A 7,248-nucleotide genomic window follows, 5' to 3' on the forward strand; every position below is an offset into this window, starting at 1 on the left:
GGCCACGCTGGCGATCGCCGGCAGCTTCATCAGGTAATCGTAATTCCCGGCATTGCTCGCCGCGTCCGGCATCACGCGCGCCGGCGCGCACTCGCCGCCGTCCTGGATGATCACGCAGGCGCCGGCGGCGCGCAGCGCGGCGCAGCCGTCGGTGCCGTCCTGGCCGAAACCGCACAGCAGCACCGCCATCGCCTCCGCGCCGTACTCGCCGGCAAGCGACTCGAACAGCACGTCTATCGACGGCCGCGCGAACTGGATCTGGCGGTCGCGGGTCAGATAAACATAGCCATGCCCCACCCGCATGTGGTGGCCAGGCGGGGCCACATAGATCGTTCCCGGCTTCACCGGCGCCATGTGCTGCGGCATTTCCACGCTGTAGCCGGTGCGCGATTTCAGCAGCTGATCGAGCAGGTTCACTTGGTTTTCCTGCACATGCTGGGCGACGAAGACCGTCATCTCAGACAACGGCAGCCGCTCGACGATGTACAGGATGCACTCCAGGCTTTGCGCGGACCCGGCCAACGCCAGCGCCCGCGGATTCGGCCGCGCGTCGGCCGGCGCGGTCCGGCCGGACACCAGCCGCACGGGCAGATTCAGCCGCGTCAGGCCATGCGCCAGCAAGGCATGATAGGCGACGATCTTCAGCTTGCCGCCGCCGTTCAGCCGGTCAGCCATCGCGCACAACAGCTCCACGCACAATAAATCAGCATCGTAAAAGCTCAGTTCCAGCGCCTGCTCCGGATTGGCGCGCAGCAGGTCCAACACCACATTGCGGTCCTCCTGCCGGTCCAGCCGCCCCAGAATGGCGACCTTGCACTGGCCGGAGCGATGCTGCACCGTCACGCTCACTTAGCTCGTCCCTCGCACCATTGCGCCACCTTGGCCACCAGCACGTCGTAATCCACCGGCTTGGACAGATAGTCGTCGGCGCCGGTAGCCAGGATCTTCTCGCGCTCGGCCGGCAACGCCTTCGCCGTGATCGCCACCACCGGAATGTCCTTCCAGGCCGGATTGGCGCGGATGGCGGCGATGGCCTGGTAACCGTCCATTTCCGGCATCATGATGTCCATCAGCACCAGATCCACAGACTGGTGCTGCAGGAATTCCAGCGCCCGCCGGCCGTTGACCGCGCTGTTGAGCTTGGCGCCGTGCCGCTCCAGCGCCGCGGTGATCACGAACAGATTGCGCGGATCGTCATCCACCACCAGCACGTGCCGGTCGGCCAGCAGCTTGCTGCCAGGGGGCGCGATCGGGGCCTTGAGCTCGGCCCGCTGCCTGGGTACATCCTTCAGGAAGCGCTCCACGTTTTCCAGCAGCCGCTGGCCGGCCTGCGGCGTCTTGACGATCACGCAGTCGGAATAGGCCCGCAACGCCGCCTCGTCCTCCTCGCTGGGCTTGCCGCTGACGTAGAACACCAGCGAGATGTCGGGATCCAGGCCGCGCAGCGCCTCGGCGACGGCCACGCTGTCCGCGATCTCCGCCTTGCCCAGGTCCAGCACCGCCAGTTGGCTGCGATGCCGTTCCAGCAGCGTCTTCCAGTCGGCGTCCGGCGCCGCCGCCACGATGTCGCCGCCGATGTCGCCGACCAGCTTGGACACCTCGTCGCGGCTGATGCCGCCGCGCTCCACCACCAGGATGCCCCCGCCCTTGCCGCCCACCGCCTTGACCAGCTCTGCCTCGGCCGCGGCCAGCAGCTTGTCGCTGGCAGGCTTGCGCAGGAAGCCGATGGCGCCCTGCTGCAGCAGCGCCTCGTCGCGGTCGCGCGCCGACACGATGTAGACCGGGATGTCCGCCAGCGCCGGCCGAGTCTTGATCTCGTGCAGCACCTGGGTGCCATCCATGTCAGGCAGGCCCAGGTCCAGCAGGATCCCGGCCGGCCCATGCTCGGCGGCCAACTCCAGGCCTTCCGCGCCAGTCGGCGCCAGCAGCGTCTTGTAGCCCAGCCGCCGGTTCATCGCCACCAGCATCTGACCGAACACCGGATCGTCGTCTATCAGCAGAATCGCCTTGTCGCCGCGCCGCAGCGCCGCCCTGTCGTCCTCCACTTCCAATGAAACCGGTCCGGCCGACGCCGCTTCCGGCCTGCCGCTCTCAGGCAACCAGACGATGAACTCGCTGCCCTCGCCCGGCTCGCTCTGCAGCTCGATGGTGCCGCCCAGCATCTGGGCGAAGCGCAGGCTGATGGTGAGGCCCAGGCCGGTGCCGCCGAATTCGCGCGAGGTAGAGCCGTCCGCCTGCTGGAAGGCCTCAAAGATCACGCTTCGCTTTTCCGCCGGAATGCCGATGCCGCTGTCGCGCACGCTGATGCGTATCGGCAGCGCCGCGTCCGGATGGCGGCTCATGGAGAGCGTGACGCCGCCGCTGCGGGTGAATTTGATGGCGTTGGTCAGCAGATTGCGCAGGATTTGCGACAGCTTGTCCGGATCGGATACGAAATCGCTGCTCAGGCTGTCGTCGACGACGAAGTCCAGCCCCTTGTCGCGCGCCAGATGCTCGAACATGCCTTGCAGCTCGCCGCATACATCCCGGCTGCTCAGCGTGGCCAGATGCACGTCCATCCGGCCGGCCTCCACTTTGGACAGGTCCAGCACGTCGTTGATCAGCCGCAGCAAATCCTCGCCGGAGCGGTGGATCACCTGCGCCCACTTCAGCGCCTGATCCTTCACCGTGCCGTCCTCGTTGTTCACCATCATCTTGGACAACAGGATGATGGAGTTCAGCGGCGTGCGCAGCTCGTGCGACATATTGGCGAGGAACTCCGACTTGTACTTGCTGGCCTGGTCCAGCTGCTTCGCCCTGGCCTCCTGCAACAGCCTCGACTCCTCCAGCTCGCGGTTCTGCTGTTCCAACTGCTGCTGCGACTCCTCCATCTGCGCATTGGTCTGCTGCAGCTCTTCGGTTTGCTGCCGCAATTGCTGCTGCGCCTCTTCCATCTGCGCGTTGCTCTGCTGCAACTCTTCCGACTGTTGCTGCAGTTGCTGCTGCTGCTCTTCCATCCGCGCATTGCTTTCGCGCAGCTGCTCGCTCTGCTCCCGCATTTCCTTTTCCGCCGCCTCGCTGGCGGCCAGCAGCTTGCGGATGTGGACCCGCTGCTCGGCGACGAACAGGAAGGACGCCAGCATGCCGCCGACGTTGGCCAGGAATTCCAGCTTGCGCTCGTCGAAATGCTCGAAGCTGGATAGCTCGACCACCCCGACCAGCTCTTTTTCGTGCAGCAAGGGATAGGTATAGGTGTAGCGCGGCAAGGCCAGCATGGTGCCGGTGACGATGGGCGCGGCGGCGTCATCGCCGCCGACTTCCAGGATGATGGGTTTGCGCTCGCGCGCCACCTGCCCCACCGCGCCCTCGCCCAGCGCGAAGCTGGCGCCCAGATTGTTGCGTTCGGTGTACATATAGCTGCCGACAAGATCGAGCCGCAGCTCATCCTCGCGATACAGGTAGAACACGCCGCGCCCGGCGTCGAGATAGCGGCCGATCAGGCCGATGGCGGAATCAGCCAACTGCTCGGTGGACAGATCCCCGGTCAGCGCGGCGGAAATCTGGCTATAGCCATCCTTCAGCCAGTTGCGCCGCTCGTCCTCGGCGCGGGCGCCACGCAGCATCCGTATCATCTCGTTGATGGCGATGCCCAGCCTGTCCTTGTCCGACGCCAGCTTCACTTCCTGGCTCAGATCGCCCTGGCCGATGGCGTAAGCCCTGCTGGCCAGGTCCTCCAGCGACTCGATCAGGCTCTTAAGCCGCGCCATCAGGCTGCTGGCGTCGCCGTCCCGCAAGCGGATGTCGCTCGCCAGATCGCCCTCCGCCAATCGCTCGGCGATGGCGGCCGCCTCGGACGGCTCGCCGCCCAACTGTCCCAGGATGGAGCGGCTGGTCCAGTAACCGATCAGCGCGATGGCCACCAGCATCACCGCGCAGATCACCAGAGTCAGCGCGATGGCGTTGCGCTTGATGGCGACCGCCTCGTCGGAAAATTTCTTGGCGATCTGCATATTGTAATCGATATGCTTGTCGATCAATTCCAGCATCTGGTCGGAGATCGGATCCAGCGCCAGCAGCAGCTGGTGAGCCTTGGCCGCGCCCTGCTCGCCGCCGCCCCCGGCCTGCAGCACTTTTTCCAGACTGGCCTGATAACGCTGCCAGACCGGTTTTTCCCTCTCCAGCCACGACTTGTCGACTTCGTCGGCGAAGCAGTTGCCTCCGGCGCAGCCATCGATCTCATAGGCCCGGATCGAATTGCTGACCGCGTCGCGCGCCTCCTGAACCTTCTTTTCTATCTTGAGCCGCTCGCCCTTGTCCGCGTCGTAGTCCAGCCGACCCGCCTGCGTGCTGCTCTCCTGGAAAGCGCGGCGCAATTCGCCCAGCACCTTGAGGCTGGGCACCGCGTTGACGTTGCCGAAATTGGCGCCGTCGTAAACCCTCTCCATCAGGTATTGCTCCAGCCCGGTCAACAGCGCCAGGCCCAACAACGCCGCCAACACCAGCAATGCCATGTTCTTGCCGACAGTAAGCTTCACTCCGCTCTCCCGTTCGCCGCCATGCCGATGTTGCAGTGTAGACAATCAGCAATACTACTAATGGATTTGAAAACGACTAGACTGGATGTGGTGGAATTATTTGCGGGAGAAGCCGAATGCCGGTGCCCGGTGACATTCTGGTTGTCGACGACACCATGACCGCGCTGATGATGCTGGTAGCCCTGCTGTCCACTCAGGGCTACCAGGTCAGCTCCGCCCAGAGCGGCGCCGAGGCGCTGGACCTGGTGCAAAAACATCCGCCGGATCTGATCCTGCTGGATTTCAACATGCCGGACATGGATGGGCTGGCCGTGTGCCGCGAGCTCAAGCAGAGCCCGCGCACCCGCGACATTCCCGTGTTGTTCCTCAGCTCGGTCAGCGACTCGCAGACCAAGGTCGACGGTTTCGACGCCGGCGCGGTCGACTTCATCATCAAGCCCTTCGAGCGCAGCGAGCTGTTGGCGCGCGTCAACACCCACCTCGACCTGGCCCGGCTGAAGAAACGGCTGAGCAAGCTGGTGGAAGAAAAGACCGAATCGCTGAGGTTGAGCGAGCAGCGCTTCCGCGCGCTGATCGAACAGGCGCCGGAAGCTATCCTGGTGTACAACCTGGACAGCGGCCGCTTCGTCGACGCCAACCAGCAAGCGGAGAAACTGACCGGACGCACGCTGCAGGCGCTGGTCGGCACCAGCCCGACCTCACTGTACGCGACGGAACAGCCCGACGGACTGCCCGTCGCGGAAAGCGTCACCCTTCACGCCGAGCGGGCGCAAAAAGGCGAGATCGCGCCGTTCGAACGCATCCTGCAGCGCCCCGACGGCAGCACCATTCCCTGCGAAGTCCGGCTCAGCAAGCTGCCCAGCGAAACCGACCACTTGCTCCGCGTCAGCTACATCGACATTTCCTCGCGCGTGGCCGCCCAGGAAAAAATCAACCGCCTCGCCTATTTCGACACCCTGACCGGCCTGCACAATGAAAGCGGCCTGCTGGAGCAATTGAACGCCTTGTTCGCCATCGCCGGAGGCCGCCACCCCTTCGCCGCGCTGCTGGTGGACCTGGGCGACTTCAAGTTCATCAACGACGTGTACGGCAACCGCATCGGCGACCTGCTGCTGCGCCATGTCGCGCAGCGGCTGCGGCAAACGCTGGGGACGCGGGGACACGCCGCCCGGCTGGGGGGCGTGGAGTTCGCGGCCATTCTCACCAGCGTGGCGGACGCCGCCGAGGCGGAAACCATCGCCGGACAGGTTCTGGATGCGATCAGCGAACCGTTCCCGGTGGACGAAATGATGCTCAGCCTGACCGCCAGCGTAGGCGTCAGCCTGGGTCCGGCGCACGGCGCCGACGGACAGGAGCTGCTGACCCGCGCCGACATGGCGCTATACCAGGCCAAGCAGCGCGGCACCCGCAGGATCCAGGTCTACGAAGAAGAGCTGGGCCGACAGATGCGGGAGCGCGTCGAGCTGGAAAAATCGCTGCGCCACGCGATAGACCATGGCGAGCTGGTGCTGCATTACCAGCCGCAGGTCGAGCTGTCCACCGGCCGCGTGGTGGGCGTCGAGGCGCTGGTGCGCTGGCAGCATCCGAAAAAGGGCATGATCCCGCCGATGCAGTTCATCCCCATCGCCGAGCAATCGGGCCTGATCCTGCCGCTGGGGCGCTGGGTGCTGCGCGAGGCCTGCCGCCAGCTAAGGGCCTGGCAGGACAAGGGCGGCGCCGAGCTGCGGATGGCGGTGAACCTAAGCGTCGCGCAATTCACCGACCACGAGCTGCCTGACTTCGTCGCCGACGTGCTGAAGGAAACCGGCGTGGCGGCCCGCCACCTGGAGCTGGAAATCACCGAATCCTGCACCATGCTGTCGCCGCAGCAGTCCATCACCATGATGGAGCAATTCCGCGCGATGGGCATACACAGCTCGATAGACGATTTCGGCACCGGCCATTCCGCGCTGGCCTACCTAACCCGTTTCCCGGTGGATACGCTGAAAATAGACCAATCCTTCATCCGCAATATCAACAATGACGAAAAAGGGAGCGCGCTGTGCGACACCATCGCCTACCTCGCCCACCGCATGGGCCTGCAGGTGGTGGCCGAAGGCGTGGAAACCCAGCAACAACTGACCTTCCTCACCAGCATCCACGTCGATGTGGTACAGGGCTACCTGCTGTGCAAACCGCTGCCGGCCGCCGAGGTGGAGGACTTCATCCTGCGCCAGGCCGACACCAAGCCCCTGCCCGGCGTGGAGTACTTCTGAACCCTGCCATTGCCGCGCCCGCCGATACGGTGTAACACTCCCGCATCGACGCCAGGAGCCACCCATGCCGGAAGATCATCAACTCGCCGCCCACGCCGCCGCCGCAGCCGCCCGATTGCTGCTGGACCTGCGCCGCTGCCCGCCTGAAGGCGGCAAAGTCCTGGGCGCGCGCGGCGACGCCGAATCCAACGCCTTGATCCTTGAACTGCTGCGCGCGGCGCGCCCGAACGACGGCATATTGTCAGAAGAGTCGGCGCCGGAGCCCGCCCGCCTGGGCGAGCGCAGGGTCTGGATCGTCGACCCTCTGGACGGCACCCGCGAATATTGCGAGCCGGGCCGCGATGACTGGGCGGTTCACGTCGCGCTGGCGGTGGACGGCGCGCCCGCCGCCTCCGCCGTGGCGCTGCCGGCCCTCGGCGAGCTGTTCTCCACGCCGGCCCCCCTGCTTGCCGCCGCGCCGGAAGGCCGGCTGAAAATCC

At 65.5% G+C, this 7,248-nt stretch carries 4 protein-coding genes; 2 read left to right on the plus strand and 2 right to left on the minus strand.

Annotated elements, in window-relative coordinates; all coding sequences use genetic code 11:
• Together LQR33_RS18130 and LQR33_RS18135 are read right to left on the minus strand one after the other, a co-directional pair.
• Positions 1–849: chemotaxis protein CheB (locus tag LQR33_RS18130; protein ID WP_231470019.1), on the minus strand; the 849-nt coding region annotated here is incomplete at its 3' end.
• Complete coding sequence (locus LQR33_RS18135) at positions 846–4,514, minus strand: response regulator (protein WP_221664658.1); 3,669 nt, start codon at positions 4,512–4,514, stop codon at positions 846–848. The genes LQR33_RS18130 and LQR33_RS18135, both read right to left, overlap by 4 nt.
• Positions 4,515–4,630: 116 nt before the next feature.
• On the opposite strand from LQR33_RS18135, the gene LQR33_RS18140 reads away from it, so the two are divergent.
• Together LQR33_RS18140 and LQR33_RS18145 are read left to right on the plus strand one after the other, a co-directional pair.
• Positions 4,631–6,769, plus strand: a complete 2,139-nt coding sequence (locus LQR33_RS18140; RefSeq protein ID WP_231470020.1) for a two-component system response regulator — start codon at positions 4,631–4,633, stop codon at positions 6,767–6,769.
• Between the two features lie 64 nt (positions 6,770–6,833).
• Positions 6,834–7,248: inositol monophosphatase family protein (locus LQR33_RS18145; protein ID WP_331282869.1), on the plus strand; the 415-nt coding region annotated here is incomplete at its 3' end.

Origin of the sequence: Chromobacterium piscinae (genome assembly GCF_021129175.1) — a bacterium.
Lineage (GTDB): Bacteria > Pseudomonadota > Gammaproteobacteria > Burkholderiales > Chromobacteriaceae > Chromobacterium > Chromobacterium piscinae.

Excerpts from the sequence above, each read along its gene's own strand:
- LQR33_RS18140 (WP_231470020.1), top strand. The coding sequence starts at position 4,631 with ATGCCGGTGCCCGGTGACATTCTGGTTGTCGACGACACCATGACCGCG.